This is a genomic window from Bradyrhizobium niftali (assembly GCF_004571025.1).
GTDB lineage: Bacteria > Pseudomonadota > Alphaproteobacteria > Rhizobiales > Xanthobacteraceae > Bradyrhizobium > Bradyrhizobium niftali.
In genome coordinates this window covers 120031-139913 of sequence record NZ_SPQT01000016.1, presented here as the reverse complement: position 1 = coordinate 139913, position 19883 = coordinate 120031, and the positions used below count along the sequence as shown (strand labels likewise).

20 protein-coding genes are annotated in these 19883 nt (G+C 65.3%); 6 read left to right on the top strand and 14 right to left on the bottom strand.

Annotated features, from left to right (window positions below; genetic code table 11):
* Position 1 precedes the first annotated feature (1 nt).
* From E4K65_RS26140 to E4K65_RS47490, 6 genes are all read right to left on the bottom strand, one after another.
* A complete protein-coding gene (locus E4K65_RS26140; protein WP_135176573.1) occupies positions 2–592 on the bottom strand; it encodes a glutathione S-transferase family protein in 591 nt (196 codons plus the stop codon).
* A 74-nt stretch (positions 593–666) separates the two neighbouring features.
* Positions 667–1428 carry an outer membrane protein gene (locus E4K65_RS26135; protein ID WP_135176572.1) on the bottom strand — a complete coding sequence of 254 codons (762 nt, stop codon included), beginning with the start codon at positions 1426–1428 and terminating at the stop codon, positions 667–669.
* Between the two features lie 168 nt (positions 1429–1596).
* Positions 1597–2415: an outer membrane protein gene (locus E4K65_RS26130; RefSeq protein ID WP_135176571.1), complete on the bottom strand. Its 819-nt coding sequence runs from the start codon at positions 2413–2415 to the stop codon at positions 1597–1599.
* A 228-nt stretch (positions 2416–2643) separates the two neighbouring features.
* The gene (locus E4K65_RS26125) at positions 2644–3894 is read right to left on the bottom strand and encodes an MFS transporter (RefSeq protein ID WP_167771153.1); all 1251 of its coding nucleotides are present in this window, start codon (positions 3892–3894) and stop codon (positions 2644–2646) included.
* Between the two features lie 242 nt (positions 3895–4136).
* Positions 4137–5480, bottom strand: coding sequence for a phosphoglucosamine mutase (gene glmM, locus E4K65_RS26120; RefSeq protein WP_135176569.1), 1344 nt, complete (start codon positions 5478–5480; stop codon positions 4137–4139).
* 222 nt (positions 5481–5702) lie between these two features.
* The gene (locus E4K65_RS47490; RefSeq protein WP_167771152.1) at positions 5703–5870 is read right to left on the bottom strand and encodes a hypothetical protein; all 168 of its coding nucleotides are present in this window, start codon (positions 5868–5870) and stop codon (positions 5703–5705) included.
* A gap of 106 nt (positions 5871–5976) precedes the next feature.
* On the opposite strand from E4K65_RS47490, the gene E4K65_RS26115 reads away from it, so the two are divergent.
* A complete protein-coding gene (locus E4K65_RS26115; protein WP_135176568.1) occupies positions 5977–7113 on the top strand; it encodes an alpha-hydroxy acid oxidase in 1137 nt (378 codons plus the stop codon).
* A gap of 238 nt (positions 7114–7351) precedes the next feature.
* Here the strand turns inward: E4K65_RS26115 and E4K65_RS26110 are convergent, their stop codons facing one another.
* The 8 genes from E4K65_RS26110 to E4K65_RS26075 form a co-directional block, all read right to left on the bottom strand.
* Complete coding sequence (locus E4K65_RS26110; protein WP_430649042.1) at positions 7352–7957, bottom strand: hypothetical protein; 606 nt, start codon at positions 7955–7957, stop codon at positions 7352–7354.
* Positions 7958–8054: 97 nt separating this feature from the next.
* Positions 8055–8681, bottom strand: a complete 627-nt coding sequence (locus E4K65_RS26105) for a hypothetical protein (RefSeq protein WP_135176566.1) — start codon at positions 8679–8681, stop codon at positions 8055–8057.
* A gap of 56 nt (positions 8682–8737) precedes the next feature.
* On the bottom strand, positions 8738–9577 hold the full coding sequence (locus E4K65_RS26100) for a shikimate dehydrogenase (RefSeq protein ID WP_135176565.1): 840 nt from the start codon (positions 9575–9577) through the stop codon (positions 8738–8740).
* Between the two features lie 70 nt (positions 9578–9647).
* On the bottom strand, positions 9648–11408 hold the full coding sequence (locus tag E4K65_RS26095; protein WP_135176564.1) for a SulP family inorganic anion transporter: 1761 nt from the start codon (positions 11406–11408) through the stop codon (positions 9648–9650).
* A 94-nt stretch (positions 11409–11502) separates the two neighbouring features.
* Positions 11503–11775, bottom strand: a complete 273-nt coding sequence (locus E4K65_RS26090) for a helix-turn-helix domain-containing protein (protein WP_027547696.1) — start codon at positions 11773–11775, stop codon at positions 11503–11505.
* Positions 11776–12092: 317 nt separating this feature from the next.
* Complete coding sequence (locus E4K65_RS26085) at positions 12093–14141, bottom strand: elongation factor G (RefSeq protein ID WP_135176563.1); 2049 nt, start codon at positions 14139–14141, stop codon at positions 12093–12095.
* Between the two features lie 150 nt (positions 14142–14291).
* Positions 14292–14774: a DUF992 domain-containing protein gene (locus E4K65_RS26080; protein WP_135176562.1), complete on the bottom strand. Its 483-nt coding sequence runs from the start codon at positions 14772–14774 to the stop codon at positions 14292–14294.
* Between the two features lie 399 nt (positions 14775–15173).
* Positions 15174–16376 carry a pyridoxal phosphate-dependent aminotransferase gene (locus E4K65_RS26075; RefSeq protein ID WP_135176561.1) on the bottom strand — a complete coding sequence of 401 codons (1203 nt, stop codon included), beginning with the start codon at positions 16374–16376 and terminating at the stop codon, positions 15174–15176.
* Positions 16377–17018: 642 nt separating this feature from the next.
* On the opposite strand from E4K65_RS26075, the gene E4K65_RS26065 reads away from it, so the two are divergent.
* The 5 genes from E4K65_RS26065 (at position 17019) to E4K65_RS26050 (ending at position 19695) form a co-directional block, all read left to right on the top strand.
* Positions 17019–17669, top strand: a complete 651-nt coding sequence (locus E4K65_RS26065; RefSeq protein WP_092189885.1) for a glutathione S-transferase family protein — start codon at positions 17019–17021, stop codon at positions 17667–17669.
* A gap of 157 nt (positions 17670–17826) precedes the next feature.
* Positions 17827–18003 carry a hypothetical protein gene (locus E4K65_RS47485; protein ID WP_164937506.1) on the top strand — a complete coding sequence of 59 codons (177 nt, stop codon included), beginning with the start codon at positions 17827–17829 and terminating at the stop codon, positions 18001–18003.
* A gap of 37 nt (positions 18004–18040) precedes the next feature.
* Entirely contained in the window at positions 18041–18235 is a 195-nt protein-coding gene (locus tag E4K65_RS26060) for a hypothetical protein (RefSeq protein WP_074077493.1), read from the top strand.
* 128 nt (positions 18236–18363) lie between these two features.
* Positions 18364–19167: a PAS-domain containing protein gene (locus tag E4K65_RS26055; protein ID WP_135176560.1), complete on the top strand. Its 804-nt coding sequence runs from the start codon at positions 18364–18366 to the stop codon at positions 19165–19167.
* 72 nt (positions 19168–19239) lie between these two features.
* A complete protein-coding gene (locus E4K65_RS26050; protein ID WP_027548413.1) occupies positions 19240–19695 on the top strand; it encodes a GNAT family N-acetyltransferase in 456 nt (151 codons plus the stop codon).
* Positions 19696–19883 lie beyond the last annotated feature (188 nt).

The window sequence follows — 19883 nt, the reverse complement described above, 5'->3', positions numbered from 1 at the left end:
CTCAGCGCGCCGGCGGAAGGCCGAGAAAGGCCTCGGTCTCGCCGATCCAGCGGCGAACGGCCGCATGACGGCCGAGATCGAAGCCGCCTTCATGCGCAACGCGGGTATAGGCGAGCAGCGTGACGTCGGCGAGCGAGACCGCTTCGCCCGCGAAGAAGCGGTTGCCGGAGAGATGCTGCTCCATGCGGTCGAGCGCCGCATAGCCGCGCTTGACCTTTTCGGGGTCGAGCTCGGAGGCGTCCTTGCCGAGATAGACGAGCTGGAAGCGGCACACCGCGATATAGGGCTCGTGGCTGTACTGCTCCCAGAACAACCATTCATCCATCTTGGCAGCAACAAAGGCGTCGCGCGGAATCAGCGCGCTGTCGCGGGCGAGATAGCGGATGATGGCATTGGATTGCGCCAGCGTACGGCCATCGTCGAAGGCGACGGTCGGCACCTGGCCGGCGCCGTTCATGGCAAGGAATTGCGGCGTGCGCGTCTCACCCTTACGGGTGTCGATCTCAATCCAGTCGTAGGGCAATGCGAGCTTGTCGCAAACCCACTTCACCTTGAGACAATTGCCGGAATTGGTATCGCCGTAGATCTGCATCGCTGCCGCCCCCACTGTCTGGCGACAGAGCATCAGGGCTCGCAGGGCCTGTCAATCGGCGCCATGCGCGGCGCTCAGAACTTGTATCCGAGCCCGGCGCGGACGCTATTGACGTTCGACTCGATGTCCGACGTCACCCGCAAATATTCGTATTCGACACGGACGAACAGGCCGCCGACCAGCATGGCGTCGAAGCCGAGGCCGCCGGAATAACCGTAGACCAGCTTGCTCTTGCTCGCGAAGGTCGTCGCAGGCTGCACCGACGACGGAGACGCCGAGGCGTAGCGATCGACGGTCTGGCTGCCGACCCCGCCACCGATAAAGGCGTAAGGCAGGAAGCATCCCCAGGCATAGCCGGCTCGCGCGCGCAGGGATCCGAAGTCAGACACGCCGACGACTGCGGATGTCACGGTGGTGGCAATGACCGCGTTGAGGTTGTTGAACGTCTGTCCGACCGAGTTCGATGTCGACTTGAAACCACCATGAATGTAGTTGGCCTCGACGCCGAGCACGACGTCGTCCCATTGCCCATTATAGCCGGCAAACGCGCCATAGCCGGCGCTGTTGCTGTGCGCGAACGCGAGCGGTTGCCAATTGTAGGCCGGGCCCGGTGTGACGAAGGTCGACTGGATGTCGCTGTTGATGGTGGAGGAGATCTTCGACGTGATCGCGCCGTACTCGCCCTGACCGCCGACATAGTAGCCTTCCCAGTTGACGTTGGATCTCGACAGACCGTCCGTAAAGCTGCCGCGCAGGAACGGCAGATCCGGCATGTCGGCCGCGTGCGCGGCAGACACCGTCCCCAACATCGCCGCCGCCAACAAAAGCCTACGCATCGGAACGCTCCATCGAACTCGAACTTTCGCCATGATCATGGCTCGTTAACCTTAACCAATGGTTGCGTCGGAGCCCTTCGTTGCCACGAGCAATGAAAAATACGCAAAGCAAAACGGCGCGGGAGGGTCCCGCGCCGTTAAGAGAGATTAAGCGATGGGGCTTGCCGATCAGCCCTTGGTGACGAGCGGCGGCGCGTAGACCGGCGGGCTGCTGAGGTCCCAGCGCACGCCGAACTTCAGGTCATGCGAGGTGATGTCCTTGAACTGCATGGTGCGGCCGCGGGTGAAACCGGTGAAGTCGGTGAGAGCGCCGGTGACGCCGTCTCCGAGGTCGACATAGCGATACGCGAGTTCGAGCGTCAGGCTCGGGTTGACCTTGTAGGCAAGACCGGCGTGCGCGGCCCACGCGAAATTCCACTTCGAAGCGTTCGGCGCGTAAGCGACGCCGCCGTTCACCGTGTTGATGTCCTGGAAGTTTGAAATGGTGTTGCGCGAAGCACCCACGCCGGCACCGATGAACGGGGTGATGCACCACCAGGTGCCGAGGTCAACGTAGGCGTTGGCGAGCACCAGCCATTCCGACTTGCTGCCATGATACTCGTCGGTAAAGGCCGGGGCGCCGTTGAAATTGATGATCTGGAGACCATGCAGATTGGCGTTGCCGCGATATTCACCGGTCACGTCGGCGCGGAACCAGCTGTTGAACCTGTAACCGGCGCCGAGGCCGAAGATGCCGGCCGTGTCGAAACCGAGCCCCTGGGTGGACGCAATGCTGATGCCGGGATCGACGAAGCTCGGGTTGAGCTGCTTCACCTTCTGATTGCTGAAGCCGATGTCGCCGCGCAGATACCAGCCGCCGAAGTCGGCCGCAGGGGCCGGCGGCGCGTACATGGGAGGGGGCGCCGCGATCGGCATATCGGCGGCGAACGCCATCGACGAGATCAGGGTTGCCGCACCCGCGGCAAGGAGAGACTTAACGCTACGCATTGGCTTCGTCCTTATGGCCGGTGAGGCACAATGCAGCCGCCTCACGTTCTGGAAACTCACGGGCGGACGATGGCAGCAAATGTTTAAGCGCCACTTAACCCTAATTTTTAAGGTTGATTTTTTGTGACTGCACACGCGGGGATGCGGCGGTCGCATTGCAAAAATGCAGCGCCTCGCGTCCCAATTACTAACAATGTATGAAGCCGCAATGCAGCGAAACAGGATCCGTTAACGCGTCTGCCGCGGCAGCTTGGGCAGGAACACCGCGAGCAGCCCGATCGCCGGCAGATAGGCGCAGACCTGATAGACGAACTCGATCGAGGTGTGGTCGGCGAGCTTGCCGAGCACGGCCGCGCCCAGGCCGCCGATGCCGAAGGCGACGCCGAAGAACACGCCGGAGATCATGCCGAAGCGGTGCGGCACCAGTTCCTGCGCGAACACGATGATCGACGACGTCGTCGAGGAGATGATCAGGCCGATGATGACGCTGAGCACCGCGCTGGCGTAGAGCCCGGCATAGGGCAGCGCCAGCGTGAACGGCAGCGCGCCCAGAATCGAGATCCAGATCACGATCTTGCGCCCGAAGCGATCCCCGAGCGGACCACCGAGAAACGCGCCGACCGCGTTCGCGGCAAGGAAGACGAAGAGATAGATCTGGGCGGCCTGCGTCGACACGCCGAAGCGGTCGATCAGATAGAAGATGTAGTAGCTCGACAAGCTCGAGACGTAGAGCTGTTTTGAGAACAGCAGCGCCACCAGCACGGCGAGCGCGACCGCGACGCGGCGCGAGCTCGGCGCATCAGGATGGGCTTGGACCGCCGCCGTCTTCTTCGCCTTGATCTGCGGCGCGTACCAGCGGCCGATGCGCCAGAGAACGACGATGGCAAGGAACGCGATCGAGGAGAACCAGGCGATGCTGCCCTGCCCGAACGGCACCACGATCAGCGCCGCCAGCACCGGGCCCATCGACGTGCCGAAACTGCCGCCGAGCTGGAACACCGATTGCGCAAAGCCGTAGCGGCCGCCGGAGGCGAGCCGCGCGATGCGCGCGGATTCCGGATGAAACACCGCCGAGCCGAGACCGACCAGCGCAGCGGCAACGAGGATGACGAGATATTGGTGCGCGGCGCTGAGCAGCAGGAGACCGAAGAAGGTCGAGGCCATGCCGATCGCCAGCGAATAAGGCTGCGCCTTCTTGTCGGTGTAGTGCCCGACCACCGGCTGAAGCAGCGAGGCCGTGAACTGGAAGGCCAGCGTGATCATGCCGATCTGCGCGAAGTCGAGCGCGTAGGTGTCCTTCAGGATCGGGTACACCGAGGCGATCAGCGACTGCATGGTGTCGTTGAGGAAGTGCGAGAAGCTGATGCCGGCGAGCACGACATAGGCCGGCCCCGCAGCTCTGGCGGCAGCGGGCGCGACGTCGCTGACGACGACGGGCTCGGTCAGCGTTTCCTCAGAGACGACGACAGGCTTGTTCAACGGACCAATCCCAGGAGGCGCGGCGAACCGCCGCATCCGCCTAACTACGATGCAAGTGGCGGTGGAACCACCGCCAAACGTCGATGGCTGGGATGCGCTTCGCGGCCGGTTTCACCGCGAAGCCGCGCGGCTTGCATGGTTCGAGAGGGCTCCTCACCATGAGGGTTTCAGATTTCGCCGAGAAACAAGACCTCATCCTGAGGGCCCGCCAAAGGCGGGCGTCTCGAAGGATGGCTACGAGCTCAGGCCGCCGCCTGTCCGAGCGCCGAGACGATGGTGTCGACGACGTCCTCGACCAGGATGCGGTCCTCGCCTTCGCCCATGACGCGGATCACGGGCTCGGTGCCGGAGGAGCGGATCAGCAGGCGGCCATGGCCGTTGAGGCGCTTCTCGCCGTCGGAGATCGCCGATTTGACGTCGGAATCGTCGAGCGGCTTACCGCCCTTGTGGCGGACGTTCTTGAGGATCTGCGGCAGCGGATCGAAGCGGTGGCAGACTTCCGACACCGGCCGGCGCGACTTCTGCACCACGGCCAGCACCTGCAAGGCGGCAACGAAGCCGTCGCCGGTGGTGGCGTAGTCGGACAGGATGATGTGGCCGGACTGCTCGCCGCCGAGATTGTAGCCGCCGCTCAGCATCTGCTCGAGCACGTAGCGGTCGCCGACCGGCGTGCGCACGAGATCGAGCCCCTGCCCTTTCAGGAAGCGCTCGAGCCCGAGATTGGACATCACGGTGGCGACGATGCCCGGCCGCGACAGCCGGCCGTCTTCCTTCCAGCTCTGCGCGATCACCGCGAGCAGCTGGTCGCCGTCGACGACATGGCCGCGCTCGTCGACCAGGATGACGCGATCGGCGTCACCGTCCAGCGCAATGCCGATGTCGGCACGCATCTCGCGCACCTTCTTCGACAGCGCTTCCGGCGAAGTGGAGCCGCAATCCTTGTTGATGTTGAAGCCGTCGGGCTCGACGCCGATCGGCACCACGTCGGCGCCCAGCTCCCACAGCGCTTCGGGCACCACCTTGTAGGCGGCGCCGTTGGCGCAATCGATCACGACGCGCAGGCCCTCGAGCGACAGATCGCGCGGCAGCGTGCGCTTGGCGAATTCGATGTAGCGGTCATGCACGCCGTCGATACGGCGGGCGCGGCCCAAGCTGGCACTTTGTGCCAGCCGCTTCTCGATGGGCTCGTCGAGCAGCTGCTCGATCTGCTTCTCGACGTCGTCGGAAAGCTTGAAGCCCTGCGGACCGAACAGCTTGATGCCGTTGTCCTCGAACAAATTGTGCGAGGCCGAGATCATCACGCCGAGATCGGCGCGCATCGACTTGGTCAGCATCGCGACCGCCGGCGTCGGCATCGGGCCGACCAGCAGCACGTCCATGCCGACCGAGGTGAAGCCGGCGACCATCGCGTATTCGATCATGTAGCCGGACAGGCGGGTGTCCTTGCCGATCACGACCCGGTGGCGGTGGTCGCCGCGCTGAAACGCAAGGCCTGCGGCCTGGCCGACCTTGAGCGCGAGCTCCGGCGTGATCAGTCCGTTGGCGCGGCCCCTAATCCCGTCCGTCCCGAAATATTTGCGGCTCATATCGTCCCCCACGCAACAACCAGGGAATCCCCTCTACAACCACGGAGTGCCAGAACGGGCCCCGCATCCCTGATTTGCTGAGGTCTTATAAGGCCATCGCGGCTAACTTGGCTTCAAAAAATGTGATTAATCATTACGGAATAGGGGCCAGCTTCGCCGCGCTAACTGATTGTTAACACTATATTTCCCGTTAGGGAACTAGGAACGGGGCGGAACCCGCCCCTATTTGGAGCGCTTCACATGGCCGTCGGCGCGGCTCGGCGCCGGCTGGGTGACGTTGACGGGATCGGAGCCCGGGAAGGTCTCTTCCAGGCCCTCTTCCAGGGCGTCCTCGAGGTCCTTTTTCTCCTTGATCTCTTCCGGTGTCGGTGCGGCGTGCGGCCTCGTCATGGCACCCTCCTCGCAAACGATTTGGCTGAGCATCCAACCATGCTAGATGACCCCTCGATCTTCCGATGCAAGACTTTCGGATACGAGACGGGCCGGGGACACGTTCATGAAGCACATCACCTGTATCGACGATCTTCGCGCGCTGCATCAGCGCCGCGTGCCGAAGGCGTTCTTCGACTATTGCGACCGCGGCTCGTATGCCGAGGAGACGCTGCGCGCCAACCGCGAGGACATGCAGGCGATCAAGTTCCGCCAGCGCATCCTGGTCGACGTCTCCAAGCGCGACACCTCGACGACGATCCTCGGCGAGCCCTCGACCATGCCGCTGGTGCTCGCGCCCGTGGGCCTCCTGGGCATGCAGCATGGCGACGGCGAGATCCACGCCTGCCGCGCCGCGCAGGCCGCCGGCATCCCGTTCACGCAGTCGACGATGTCGATCTGCTCGATCGAGGACATCGCCGCCAGCGTCGAGAAGCCGTTCTGGTTCCAGCTCTACGTGATGAAGGACCGCGGCTTCATCAAGGCGCTGATCGAACGCGCGATCGCGGCGAAATGCTCGGCGCTGGTGCTGACCGTCGATCTCCAGGTGATCGGCCAGCGCCACCAGGACATCAAGAACGGCATGACCGTGCCGCCGGAATGGTCGCTCTCGAAGCTGATCGATTTCGCCACCAAGCCGGCCTGGGTGTCGGGTGTGCTGCAGGGCAAGCGCCGCACCTTCGGCAATCTCGCCGGTCATCTGAAGGTCAGCGACGACATCACCTCGCTGTCGACCTGGATCAACTCGCAGTTCGACACCTCGCTGAACTGGAGCGACATCGATTGGATCCGCAGCATCTGGCCGGGCAAGCTGATCCTGAAGGGCATTCTCGACGTCGAGGACGCCGAGCTCGCCGCGAAGACCGGCGCGCAGGCGATCGTGGTCTCCAACCATGGCGGCCGGCAACTCGACGGCGCGCCGTCCTCGATCGAGGTGCTGCCCGAGATCGTCGATGCCGTCGGTGACAGGATGGAGATCATGTTCGACGGCGGCATCCGCTCCGGCCAGGACGTGATGCGCGCACTCGCGCTCGGCGCAAAGTCCTGCATGATCGGCCGCGCCTACGCCTATGGCCTGGGCGCCGGCGGCCAGGCCGGCGTCGCCAAGGCGATCGACATCATCCAGAAGGAACTGCTGACGACCATGGGCCTGTGCGGCGTCAACAGGATCGAGGAGATCGACGATCACATCATTGCGGTGTGAGGCGTTGAGGCGCGAAGAACGCGCCACAATCACCATCGTCGTCCCGGACAAGTGCAGCGAAGCGGAGCGCTGAGCCGGGACCCATAACCACAGGCAGGCGTGGTTACGGGGACTCGGAGTGACCTGCTTTGCGCAACAACTTCTCCCTGTGGTTATGGGTCCCGGATCTGCGCGCGCCTGAGGGCGCGCTTGTCCGGGACGACGGCGGAAAGTGTGGCGACGGTTGCGCGCAGCGCCCTCACATCGGCGGCGTAATCCCGTCCCTGCCGACGTTGACGCGGTTTGCCTCCAGCGAGCCGTCCTCCTTCTTCGCCGCGCCGAAGATGATCAGCCTGGCGCCCGGCTTGATCTCGGACCTGTCGCTGGCGACGAAGGTGACGATCGGGGTGTCCGGCGGCACCACGACTTTCTTCTCGCCGTCCTTGTATTTCACCGTGATGTTCTGACCGTCGGTGCCCTTGATCGTCTGCGAGACCGTCGCGTTGGTCATGGTCGAGTTGGCGCGCGCGTCCCAGGGACGGAAACCTTCGGCCGCGCCGCGCTGGTTCTCAGGGAAGATGTGCACGGCGATCGCCCTCTGGGTGCCGTCGGGCTCGGGCATGGCGGTGACGCCGATATAGGAGCCCTCCTTGATCTCCGACAGCTCCGTCTTCACCACGGCGAAGACCGCGACGTTGTCGGTCATGCGCACCCTCACGTCGCTGCCTTCGCGCGTCTTGATGTCGAGCATGTTGCCGTCGACGCTCGCGATGGCGCCGCGGATGCGCACCGTCGGCGCCTGCTGCGCCGAGACAGAGGAAACAGCGATAAAGGTCGCGAAGGCTGCCACGACGGCGCGCGGCATCCAGTTTTTCAGCTTCGGCATGATTGTCCCCTCCAGGGCGTTGCGACGGTCAAACACGGCAACCCCGTGTGACCGCCGCTATTCCCGGCCGTGACGATCACATCGGCGGCGTGAGGCCGTCGCGCCCGACGCTGACGCGGTTGGTCTCGAACGAGCCGTCCGGCAACTGCTTCATGAAGGCGATCACCTTGGCGCCGGCCTTCAGGTCGGTCTTGTCGCCGGGCACGAAGGTCACCACCGGCGTGTTGTCGGGGACGAACACCTTCTTCTCGCCGTCCTTGTACTTGACCAGCAGCGTATGGCCGTCATTGCCGACCACGCTCTCCGAGACCGTGGCGTTGGTCATGCTGGAGTTGGGCTTGAGGTCATAGGGGCGCGAGCCTTCGCCGGTGCCGCGCATGCTCTCCGGAAACACATGCACCTCGACGGCGTTGTCGCCGCCGTCAGGTCCCGGCACCGTGGTGGCGCCGACGAAGGAGCCTGGCTTGATGTCGGCGAGTGAAATTTTGGTGATGCCGGACACGCGCACATCGGATGCGATGTGGAGCTTGACGTCCTCGCCGCTGCGCGACTTGACCTGCAGGGTGTCGCCGTCGACGCGCTCGATCGTGCCGCGCACGCGCGTCGGCACCGGCGCCTTCTGCGCGAAGGCATAGAGGGTGGAAGCGGCCACCATCGCGACGGCGATGAGCGGACGTGTGAAAGTTGCACGTTGAACAGGCATGATTGTCTCCGATTGTCCCCACGGATAGAGAACTCCGAAGATCGCCTGCTATTCTTTCAAGTCTTTGTGAGATCGGCCTCGACCAATGCGCGCAGCTCGGCCGTGACCCGCGGCCGCCGGCCGAACCACAGCTCGAAGCCGCGCACCGCCTGGTGCAGCAGCATGCCGAGCCCGTCGGCGGTCTTGAGGCCGCGTGCCTTTGCTGCGGCGAGCAGCGGCGTCACCAGGGGGACATAGACGAGATCGGCGACGACGGTCCCCTCCGGCAGGCGTGCAACATCAACATCGAGTGAAGGCTGCCCGTGCATGCCGAGCGAAGTCGTGTTCACGAGAAGTTTTGCACGCGGCAGCACGTCGTTGATCCCGTCCCACGTAACGGGCTGCACGTTCGGCCCGAACTCCTTCGCCAGCGTCTCGGCCCGCGCGATGGTGCGATTGGCGAGATGGATGCGCTTGATGCCGCGCTCGCGCAGGCCGAACACGACCGCGCGCGCAGAGCCGCCGGCCCCGAGCACCAGCGCCTCCTCGGCCGCGTCCCAGCCCGGCGCGCTGGCATCGAGATTGTTGATGAAGCCCTCGACGTCGGTGTTGGTCGCGTGCAGCTCGCCGTCCTCGAACCACAGCGTGTTGGCGGCGCCGACGGCCTTGGCGCGCGCATCGGGCGTCGACAGCTCCAGCACGCCCTCCTTGTGCGGGATGGTGACGTTGGCGCCGACGAAGCCGCGCAGCGACAACCGCAGCACGAAATCGCGGAGATCGTCGGGCGGGACCGCCTCGATGACATAGCCGCCGGCGATACCGAGCGTGCGCAGCCAGTAATGATGGATCAGCGGCGAGCGCGAATGCGCGGCCGGCCATCCGATCAGACAGGCTGCGGGAGCCTTGGTCACTGTCATCTTCTCCCCGGATCGTATCCGAGGCGATCCATTTCGCGTCCCGCGGGCTCTGTCAAGCGCGCCAGCGCCGCTAGTGCGCGGCGGCACCATCCGGGGCGGCCGCGCGCTTTGCCGCACCGCCCTTGATGTCGGCGACCGCGCGCTCGATGGTCTCGCGATAGCGGGCGCGCGGCGGGGTGACGCCATGGGTCAGCAGCGCGCGGCGGACCGCGGGCGAGGCGCCGGTGATGAACAGCCTGATGCCCTGGCGGTGGGCCTTGGCGGCGACGCGGCCGAGCACGTTGGCCGCCGTCGAATCCAGGAACGGCACCGCGGCGAAATCGACCACGAAACCCTTGCGCTTGTCGGCGATGCCGTCGAGCACGCTTCCGATCGCGGAGGCAGCGCCAAAGAAGAACGCGCCGGTGATGCGATAGACCAGCACGTCGCGATCGACCGCAAGCGCGGGATCGTAGGGAACGCGCTCGCCATTGCCGTCGTCGGGACGGTCGGCGGCCACCAGCGGCGTGCGCTCCTCGATGCCGGTCATCTCCGACATGCGATGGATGAACAGCACCGCGCCGAGCGCGAAGCCGACCAGAATGCCTTCGGTCAGGTCGCGGAAGATCGTGAGCAGGAAGGTTGCGAGCAGCACGACGGCGTCGCCCCAGGAGGAGCGCAGCAGCGTCACGAACTCCTGCTTCTCCGCCATGGTCCAGGCCACCACGACCAGCACGGCGGCGAGCGCGGCCAGCGGGATGTAGCTGGCGAGCGGTGCTGCGATCAGCATGAACAGCAGCAGGAAGACGGAGTGCAGCATGCCCGCGAGCGGCCCCCGCGCGCCGGCGCGGATGTTGGTCGCGGTGCGCGCGATCAGGCCGGTGACGCAGATGCCGCCGAACAGTGCCGAGCCGACATTGGCGACGCCTTGCGCGACCAATTCGCAATTGGAGCGGTGCCGGCGTCCGGTCATGCCGTCGGCCACCACGGCGGACAGCAGCGATTCGATCGCGGCCAGCAGCGCGAAGGCGATCGCGTCCGGCAGCACCGCCTGCACCTTCGCAAGCGAGAACGCGGGCAGCGCCGGCGACGGCAGTTCGCGCGGGATGCCGCCGAAGCGCGAACCGATGGTCTCGACCGGCAGCGACAGCACAGCGCTCGCGAGCGCAGCAAACACGACCGCGATCAGGATGCCGGGCCAGGACGGCCGCCAGCGCCGCAACACGGCGATGATGACGATGCTGCCGATTGCGACGGCAAGCGCCGACGGGTTGACTGTGTGCAGGCCTCCGGCCAGCGCGGCGAGTTTCGGGACGAATTCGCTGGGCTCCTTGCCCGCCAGCGTGATCCCTGAGAGATCGCGGAGCTGGCTGGCGAAGATGATCACGGCAATGCCGGCGGTGAAGCCGACCGTGACCGGATAGGGAATGAATTTGATGTAGGTGCCGATACGCAGGAGGCCCGCGGCGATCAGGAACAGGCCGGCCATCATGGTGGCGAGGATCACGCCGTCGACGCCGTGCCGCTCCGCGGTCGCCGCAACCAGCACAATGAAGGCGCCGGCCGGCCCGCCGATCTGGAACCGGCTGCCGCCGAGCAGCGACGCGATGAAGCCGCCGACAACGGCAGTGTAGAGGCCGCGGTCCGGCGTCACGCCCGAGGCGATCGCGATCGCCATCGACAGCGGCAGCGCGACGATCGCAACTGTGAGACCAGCAAAGACGTCGGCGCGGAAATCCGCGAGGCCATAGCCCTCACGCCAGACGGTGACGAGCTTTGGCAGGTACAGTTCGGCAAAGGTCGGCTGACGCAGCTGATGCAGCCGGCTTGCGTGATCGCTTGTGATGCTCATGCCCCACAATGCTCCGAAGCATCGTGCGTCCCGCGCCCCCGCGTGCGCGACGATGCGCTAGGTCATTCTGATCCCGAGCACGATCAACGCTCGATCATGCTCCGACGCGACGCGGCGGCCCGGGCTCCCGCAGGCGAACACCGCGTCCGCCGCTGTCGCTGCGCGCCTGCTCGCCGATCAGTTCGACGCCGGCCCGGTCGAACGCCTCGACCACCTTGATCAAGGTCTCGACCACGCCGCGAACATTGCCCGTGCTGGCCTCCATCCGCTGGATGGTCGGCAGCGACACGCCGGCGAGCTCGGCCAGGGTTTTCTGGTCGATGCCGAGCAGCGCGCGGGCTGCCCGCATCTGGAACGACGTGATCACCTTGGCCTCACGTATCAGAGCTTATAAATGATATCTGGAGCATGTACAATGATGTAAAATACATCATTGAGGGGCGAATGCAAGGGGCTGCCCGTCAGTCTCCCCCGTCATTGCGAGGAGCTCTTGCGACGAAGCAATCCAGACCGCCTCCGCGGAGACAGTCTGGATTGCTTCGCCACGCTCGCAATGACGAAGAGGAGGAGGCGGCGTGAGTCCAACTTTCGCCGTGCGCTCGGACGCAGCCCCTCACTCCCTCTCCCCATAAGAACGGGGAGAGGGAGTGAGAGAGCGGGGGCCTCCTTACCGAGCGAACTACATCACGCCGCGTGCTGATGCGCGGCGATGATCTGGTCGGCGGCGCGGCCCGTGACTTCGGCCATGTGGTCGAACTGACGGGTGAAGCTGCCGGCGCCGGCGGTGGCCGAGCGCAGCTCGACGATCAGCTCGCCGATCTCGGCTTCCGGCATCATGGCGCGGACGCAGTCCCAGCCGCTCCAGCCGTCGCGGGTATCGAAGCCGAGGATCTGGCCGCGCCGCGCCGACAGGATCGCGTTGATCTTGGCGGTGGCATCCGTCGGGCAGACGATCTCGACCACGTGGATCGGCTCCAGCAATACCGGCTGGCATTGCGGCAGGCCTTCGTTGAGTCCGACCCGCGCCGCCGTGCGGAAGGCGAGATCGGAGGAATCGACGCTGTGATAGGAGCCGTCGGTCAGCGTCACCTGCACGTCGGTGACGGGGAAACCGAGCGGACCGCGCGTGAGCCCGTCGACGACGCCCTCCTCCACCGCCGGGATGTAGTTGCGCGGCACCGCGCCGCCCACCACCTTCTCGGTGAATTTGAAGCCGTCGCCGCGCGGCAGCGGCTTGATGTCGAGCACGACATCGCCGAACTGGCCGTGGCCGCCGGACTGCTTCTTGTGACGGCCGCGCTGGGTGATCGGCTTGCGGATGGTCTCCTGATAGCCGATCGCGGGCGGATGCGAGGCGACCTTGACGCCGAAGCGATCGCGCAGGCGTTCGCTGGCGACGCGCAGATGCATCTCGCCCTGGCCCCACAGCACGGTGTCGTGGGTCTTTGCGTTCTGCACGACCATGAGCGAAGGATCCTCCTCATGCAGCCGCATCAGCGCCTGGCCGAGCTTGACGTCGTCCTTGCGGTCGGTGGCCGCAACCGAGATCGCGAGCACGGCCGACGTCGGTTCTGCGGCGACAAGCGCTGCCGGCTGGGTCTTGCCGCTCGAGACCATGTCGCCGGTCTTGACCGGATCGACCTTGGCGAGCGCGACCGTGTCACCGGCTTCCGCCGCGGCGCGCTTGGTGTCGTAGGCGCCGTTGACGGCGAGGATGCCGGAGATGCGCCCCGCGCCGCCGGAAGAGGATTGCAGCGTGGCACCGTCGTCGAGATGGCCGGCGAGCAGCCGCGTCAGCGACAGCTTGCCGCCGTGCTGCGAGTGCAGCGTCTTGAAGACGTAGCCGAGCGCGTCCTTGCTCTCGGAGGCGCCGAGACGTTTGGCAGTCTCCGCAACACCCGGCGCCTCGTGGCGCAACGCCTTCATCAGGCGCAGCACGCCGTTCTCGCGGCCGGCAGCGCCGAGCAGCACCGGACAGATCAGCCCTTCGCGCAATTCGCGGGCGAGATCGTCGAACACGGCATCGCGCGGCGGCTGGATATCCTCCAGCAGCTGCTCCATCAGCGCATCGTCGTGGTCGGCGAGCTTCTCCAGCATCGAGAAGCGCGCCTCCTTCTCGCGGTCGAGATCGCCGCCTTCGAGCGCGATCACCTCGGAGGCCTTGTGCTCGCGATAGATGAAGGCGCGCTCCAGCGCGAGATCGACGAAGCCCTCGATCAACTCGTCCTTCCAGATTGGGATCTGGCGCAGCACCAGCGGCACGCGCGAGGCGGGCTGGAGCGTTGCGAGCGTCTCGCGGATGCGCTTGTTGGCGCGATCGATCTTGTTGAGGAACAGGAAACGCGGAATCTTCAGCTCCTCCAGCTCGCGCAGGATGATCTGAAGCTGGGGCAGCTTCTTCTCGTCGGCTTCGCAGACCACGACCGCGGCATCGACCGCGGGCAACGCGGCGCGCATGTCGTGGGCGAATTCGACGGAACCGGGACAGTCGAGGAAGGTGTAGCTGTCGCCCATGAAACTCGTGGTGGCGGCAGTGAGGCCGACGGTCATCTTGTGATGACGGGCCTCGGGCGTGGCGTCGCCGACGGAAGTTCCGGCATCGACGCTGCCGGCACGCGGGATTGCGCCCGTTCGTGCCAATATCGCTTCAAGAAGTGTGGTTTTACCGCTTTGGAATGGGCCCACCAGCGCAATGCACCGTGGACCTCGGGGACTTCTGACGTCTTGTCCCATTCGCCGTCTCCTTGGTGTGGAGCTCGGCCCATGATTGGGTCGGCAAACGCGGATGCTCTGCCCGTCCCCGAGATTTGGCAAGCGTCAAACGTCGCTGCGGTGCGTCGTCGTGATCGCGCCGGTGGAACGGCGCGATCACACGCATAATTGTTAGCGGCCGGGGCGGAGTTCCAGGCTCTCGAGGCCGGCGGCGACGTTGAGGCCGACCTGGCCCTGCACGCTGAGCGGCTGGAGCGCGATCGAATTGTTGGAGCCGCCGACCAGCACGTTGCCGCCGAGGCCGACGCCTACCGACGCACTGCCTTGCGCGCCCGCATAGGTGCCGGAGAGGTCGCCCGGTCCGAGTCGGTCCACCGGCGCGAACACGCCCCAGGCAAGCGCGGTCTCCTGGGTGATGCCGATGTCGAGACCGACTTTGCGGATAGTCGCGACGTAGCGATCCTCCGGCAAACCGTCGGCACGCAGGACGCAGCCGAGATTGGTCACCGATCCCACGATGAAGCCAACGCTGGCACCGCCACGGCATTCGAGCACGCCGACCCGCACCATCCGCTGCTGCTGTGCGCCGCCGTTTGCGACGGAGGCAACGAGGCCGGCGGCGGCGAGCCCGGCGAGGAGGAATGAGCGGCGCATGAATGTCTCCGGCGATGAATGTGATGCGAGCAGAGCGGACACCCTACCCGTGGCGCGCGATGGTCTATGCCACAAGAGTCCTGGCGGTGCCAGATCGGACAGGTCTGAAACCGAACGCGCGGAGAGAGCCCCTCACCCCACCCTCTCCCCGTAAGAACGGGGCGAGGGAGCGAGCGACCGGCGCGTCCCTCACGACGCAAGCGCCCTAACCTCTCCCCGCTCTTTGGCGGGGAGAGGTCGGATCGCCTCGGCGATGCGAAGCATCGTCCGGTGCGATCCGGGTGAGCGGCATGGCAGGATATCAATCAGGGCAAATGTCCATCCGACTCAGCGCGATCGAAATGCAAATAAAAAAAGGCCCGCGCGAAGCGGGCCTTTTCAATCATTGTAGCGAGCGGCTCAGCGCAAATTGCCGCAGAAGCGCTGGATGCGCTTGCAGGCATCTTCGAGGTCCGAGGTCTTGGTCGCGTAGGAGATGCGGAACGCCGGGCCGAGGCCGAAGGCCGAGCCCTGCACCACGGCGACGCCTTCGGTCTCCAGCAGCTCGGTGACGAACTGCTCGTCGTTGGAGATCAAATTGCCCGACGGCGCTTTCTTGCCGATCGTGCCGGCGCAGGACGGATAGACGTAGAACGCGCCTTCGGGGCGCGGGCACTCGATGCCGTTCGCCTGGTTGAGCATGGAGACGACGAGGTCGCGGCGCTCCTTGAACACCTTGTTGTTGGCGGGGATGAAATCCTGCGGACCGTTCAGCGCCTCCACCGAGGCCCACTGTGCGATCGAACACGGGTTCGAGGTCGACTGCGACTGGATGGTCGACATCGCCTTGATGAGCTGGGCCGGGCCGCCGGCATAGCCGATGCGCCAGCCGGTCATGCAATAGGCCTTCGACACGCCGTTCACGGTGAGCGTGCGGTCGTAGAGGCTGGGCTCGACCTGCGCGACGGTGGTGAACTGGAAGTCGTCATAGACGAGGTGCTCGTACATGTCGTCGGTCATCACCCACACATGCGGGTGCTTGACCAGCACATCGGTGAGCGCCTTCAGCTCGGCGCGGGTGTAGGCAGCGCCGGTCGGGTTCGACGGCGAGCACAGGATCACCCATTTGGTCTTCGGCGTGATCGCGCGCTCGAGCGCTTCGGCCCCGAGCTTGAAGCCGGTCGCCGCGGTGCAGACCACCGGCACCGGCTCGCCGCCGGCGAGCGCCACCATCTCGGGATAGCTGACCCAGTATGGCGCGGGGATGATCACCTCGTCGCCCGGATTGATGGTCGCCATCAGCGCGTTGTAGAGCACCTGCTTGCCGCCGGTGCCGACGATGATCTGGTTCGGCTTGTAGACGACGCCGTTCTCGCGCTGAAACTTCGCGATGATGGCTTCCTTCAGCTCGGGGATGCCGTCGACCGCGGTGTACTTGGTCTTGCCGGCCTCGATGGCGTGGATCGCCGCCAGCTTGATGTTGGCGGGCGTGTCGAAGTCGGGCTCGCCGGCGCCGAGGCCGATGACGTTGCGGCCCGCCGCTTTCAGCGCACGTGCTTTATCCGTGACCGCGATGGTCGCGGACGGCTTCACACGGTCGAGCGCAGCGGCAAGGAAGGACATCGTCATCTCCTGACAAGCGTCGTGAACCCATGGGTCGTCACGACTCTGATTGTGGGAATGGAGCTACCCTAAAACGTGCGCCGCTGCGCCGCAAGAAACTTCGGCCCGATCTCGCAAAAGTTTACGGATTCCGCGTTTCGACGCGCGATTTCCCGCAATATTCCGTCACTTTGCCGTCCGAATCCCTCATATCCGGCAAGGCCTGTCCTCAGAGCAATTTTGCGTGTTGGCCGTCATGAAATCAGACCGTCGTCATGCCCGGGCACAGCCGTCCGAAGGACGGCGTCGCTTTCGCTCGCCTATGTCCCGGGTATCCACGTTCTTCGTGCCGCGCGGCAAGGCGTGGATGGCCGGGTCAAGCCCGGCCATGACGATTGCGGAGGCGTCAACGCCCTACCCCGACTGGATCGCTCAGCGATCTCACACGAATGCACGGCGCAATGCGTCGCCCACGTTGACGCAAGCGTGATCTGATTTGCGTCGTCGCGTGGAAACGATCTTCCGCGGCGTTGCAGTGCGGTAGGGTTTTCGAGTTTTTCTATTGGCTGGCTCTTGCGGCGGATTCGCATCGGCATCATTGTTTAGCCGCGGTGCGGGGCAACAAGCGCCGCGCCTTCCCGTCCTCGGTTTAGAACTCCCAGAATGTACAAGCTCTATTCGATGCAACGCTCCGGCAACAGCTACAAGGTCCGCCTTGCGCTGGCGCTGCTGAACTTGCCTTACGAAGCGGTCGAGGTGGACATTCTGCGCGGCGAGAGCCGTACGCCGGACTTTCTGTCCAAGAACCCGTCAGGCCAGGTGCCGCTGCTCGATGTCGGCGGCGACCGTTATCTCGCCGAGTCCAACGCCATCCTCTGGTACGTCGCCGTCGGCACACCGCTCGCGCCTGAGAACCGCATCGATCGCGCCGAGGCGCTGCAATGGATGTTCTTCGAGCAGCACGCGCTCGAGCCGAACATCGGCGCCGCCTATTTCTGGCTGTCGCTGGTCAAGGGCGGCCGCGACCTCCAGACCCATTCGCTGGAGGACTGGATGGAACGCGGCTATGGCGCGCTCCAGGTGATGGAGAACCATCTCAAGACCAACGCCTATTTTGCCGCGCGCCAGCTCACGGTCGCCGACATCGCGCTGTACGGCTATACCCATCTCGCCGACCGCTGCGACTTCGACCTCTCGACCTTCCCGGCGATCCGGGACTGGCTGAAGCGCGTGGAGGCCGCGCCCGGCTTCGTCTCGATGGACTGGCGGCCGGCCGACGTCGACGACCCCGCCAGCATCGCCGCCAGCGCCTGATGGCGCGCCCCCGCCCTGGCGAATAGCGGGCATAAGGGTCGTCTTTGCCGCAATCCCGCCATTTTCGTTGCGGCAGCCGCCGCAATATTGCCGGTTGAAACTGGGAAATTCTGGAAAGTCGCGGGTGATTCGCTCGCACGTTGAAGGATTTAGACCCATGACTCGGGCGTCCGGCACGGCAGGCTTTCAGGGCCAACCCGCTACCGTTGCGTCTTCCCGGCTGACCAACGCGGTCGCGGCCTCGCTCGCCGTCGCCGCGCTCTCGCTGTGCCTGATCGTCACCCTGACGGTGCTGTCGACCAAGGCGACCATGGCGATGGGCCTGCCGGTCTGATTCCCGTTTCATCCTGGACCAGCCTTCAGGGCGCCGCGTGACCCGCGCCGACCGGCATCGCGACAGGACGTCGATGAAGTCACCTGTGGTAGTCGTTGCAATCACCCTGACTGCGGCCATCCTGGTCGCGGCGTCGCTGTTGATTTTCACCGGCATGCGCAAGAGCTCGGGCACCTCGACGCTGAATGCGCCCGCGTCGCAGCAACGCGTCAGGCACGCGCACTTGGTCTAAAATCATCCGAAAGCTTTGCGCACCGCCGCAAGCCGCCCTTAAGCACTTCGCACGAATTCGCACCGCACCGGCGCAACGATCAGTCAGTATCGCCGCCTTACCTCGTTCAGGGAGGAACGAGACAGGCCATGCGATTCGGATGGCGTGCGATCTGCGGTCCGGTGCTGACAGCGGCGACCCTGTTGCTGGCGATCCTGCTCGATCGCTCTGTCCCCTCGCCCGCGCCGCTGTTGGTCTGCATCGTTGCGCTTGCCGGCGCGCTGTCGGGTTTCGCCTCCGCCATCACCAGTGCGGCCCTCGCCGTGACCGGCGCGGCGCTGCTCCTCTTCTTCCACCGCGCCATGCCCTTTGCGATCGCGGATCTGGTCCAGCTCGGCCTCCTCGCAGTGACGACCGCCGGCACTGCCGCGATCACCGGCCTGATGCGCGAGCGGCTGCTCGGCACCTTTGCCGCCGAGCGTCAGAGCCACGCCACCGCCGCGCGGCTGTCGGCCGCGCTCGACCAGGTCGATATCGGCATCGTGCTGCTCGATGCCGAGACGCGCGCCGAATTCATCAATCGTGCGTTCCGCGATTATTTTGCTGTGCCGGACGACATCGCCGACGGCAAGCCGCCGTTCGTCGCGCTGATGTATCATGGCCGCGACACCGGCGCGTTCGAGCTGCCGGAGGACGAGCTCGCCACCTTCATCGCGCAGCGCATGGAGATGGTGCGGATCGGCGATGCCACGCCAATCAACATCGCCTTGCGCAGTGGCGAGGTGCTGCGCTTCGTCTGCGCCGCGCTGCCCGATGGCGGGCGCATGCTGAGCTACACCCCGGTGACCGACCTCGTACGCCACACCGATGCGCCCTCGCGCGCCGACTACTACCGCGCGCTGCGCGATCCCACGGGCCGCAGGCTGATCCGATACCTGCGCGTCGCCGAATAGCGTCACAGCGCGATTGATCGACGCGCCCTTCATCACGTATGAAGGGCACTTCATCGATCGCGGAATTTCCAGATGTCGCTCACCGTTCGCTCCGTCACCAAGCAGGACTACGATCAATGGCTGCCTCTGTGGGACGGCTACAACGCCTTCTACGGCCGTTCGGGTCCGACCGCGCTCGCGCCCGAGATCACGCGGATGACGTGGCAGCGCTTCTTCGACGCCTATGAACCCGTGCATGCGCTGGTCGCCGAAAGCGACGGCCGACTGCTCGGGCTGACGCACTACCTGTTCCATCGCAGCACCACCGCGATCGAGCCGTCCTGCTATTTGCAGGACCTGTTCACGCTGGAGGCCGCGCGCGGCAAGGGCGTCGCCTCGGCGCTGATCCACGGCGTATACGAGCGGGCGAAACTGGCGGGATCGCCACGCGTCTACTGGCAGACGCACGAGACCAACGTCACGGCGCAGCGCCTGTACGACAAGGTCGCGGAGCGGTCCGGCTTCATCGTCTATCGCAAGCTGTTTTAATTCTAGCGCGCAGCCTGTGGATAACTCCCGATGTCACCTGTGCGTTACATAGCGGGACTAGGCTCCACCTGCGTCTGATCAGGCCCCCCGTCACCGATCAAGCGCCCCAAAGCGGTCCCCGTCAGTCGCCGCGTCTGACAGGGGCCGCACTTTTTTGTCCGCTCTGCCGGCATGGCAGCAGCGCGGCG